Raw genomic sequence first — 1466 nt, 5'->3', positions numbered from 1 at the left:
TCTGCACGAGAGTCGTGCCGTCGCCGTCGGCGAGCTCGGTGACCACCACGCACATGTGATGTGCCGCGGCGGGGCGGGTCGCGACCGGGCCCCCCGACGTGGCGGACGTGCGGGCGGCGGGTGCGCGGCGCAGCGGCTCGATGGTCACGACCTGCTGATCGGCAGGGTCGGGCGGGGACTTGAGCCCTGGTCGGACGAAGACGGTCAGATCGCGCAAGCGCACGTCGGGCGGGGCCCGCACCGGACGGGGTCACGCGGACGCTCGGGCCCGCCGAGACGCCTCAGTGACGAGGGCTCAGCGGCACCACGCCGTCGGGCAACGGGGGCAGCCCGGCCGCCGCGCACAGGAGCGTCTCCCAGGCGCGCAGGTGGTCGCGCAGGTCGGGGTCCGTCGCCGTCCACGACGCGCGGATCTCGAGCTCGGTCTGCTCGGCGCGCACCTCGAGCGCGCCGAAGCTCTGCGACAGCACGCGTGTGACGGTGCCGCCGGGTGCGTGCGGCTCGAGCCCCACGCTCTCGAGCGCGTCGAGGAACCAGCTCCAGGCGACCTCGGCGAGCAGCGGGTCGGCGCCGACCTCGGCCTCGAGCGTCGCGCGCACGAGCGTGACGAGGCGGAACCGACCGTCCCAGGCCTCCTGGCCGGCCGGGTCGTACAGCACGACGAAGCGTCCCGAGGCGAGCTCGGCGGCCGCGACGGAGCGACGCGCGGTGCGGACCTCCGCAGTGAGGGCGGCCGAGTACGGCGCGATGCGCGCCGGGCCGGGGACCTCGTCCAGCACGACCTCCGGTCGCACGTTCACCGTGCGCAGCGAGCGCAGGGCCTGCACGAACTCGGCAGGCACGTCGTCGGGACCGGCGGGGCTCATGGTTGCCGAGCGTAGGCAACGGCACCACCTGCGTCGTGCACGGCGCGCCGGTCGCCTGTGGAGGACGCGCACACGCACCGGCGTGCGGTGGCTAGCGTCCGGTCGCGACGTGCCGTGAGGGCGTCCGACGAGAGAGCAGGGGGCGTGAGATGACGACGACGAACGGGAACCCGGACCGGTTCGTGCCGCAGGCGACGAGGCGGGTCCCGCGGACGGTGCCCGCGACCGGGCAGGCCTCGCCGTCCGCCACGCCGCACACGGGGGTGCCGCTCGCCCCGCCGCCGCGCGTGCCGGATGCCGCTCCACCGGCTGCGGGCGTGTGGGTGGACGGCGCCGAGGAGCGCGTGGCCGCCGAGCTCGTCGACGCGCGACGGCACGCGCAGGAGCTGGCCGCCCTGCGCGACGACATGGACGCGGTGCGGGGTGCGGCGCGGTCACCAGGAGGTGACGTGGGCGTCGAGGTCGACGCGCGCGGCCGGCTCGTACGTCTGCGGCTCACCGACGGCGCGTGCGCGCTGCGGCCGGCCGGGCTCGCCCGGCTCGTCGAGGACACGGCGCGCGCGGCCGCCGCAGCGGCCGACCGTTCGGCCGTGGCGCTGG

At 76.7% G+C, this 1466-nt stretch carries 2 protein-coding genes; one reads left to right on the top strand and one right to left on the bottom strand.

The annotated features are described in order from the left end of the window. Positions 1 to 281 precede the first annotated feature (281 nt). Positions 282 to 866, bottom strand: coding sequence for a DUF3000 domain-containing protein (locus CWIS_RS14940; protein WP_048344126.1), 585 nt, complete (start codon positions 864 to 866; stop codon positions 282 to 284). A gap of 149 nt (positions 867 to 1015) precedes the next feature. Here CWIS_RS14940 and CWIS_RS14935 point away from each other — a divergent pair. Beyond that, the coding region (locus CWIS_RS14935) for a hypothetical protein (protein WP_197080865.1) at positions 1016 to 1466 on the top strand (451 nt) is incomplete at its 3' end.

Source organism: Cellulomonas sp. A375-1, assembly GCF_001040865.1.
Classification (GTDB): Bacteria; Actinomycetota; Actinomycetes; order Actinomycetales; family Cellulomonadaceae; genus Cellulomonas; species Cellulomonas gelida.
Note: the sequence above shows the minus strand (reverse complement) of the source record. Positions and strands in the feature narration are given on the sequence as shown.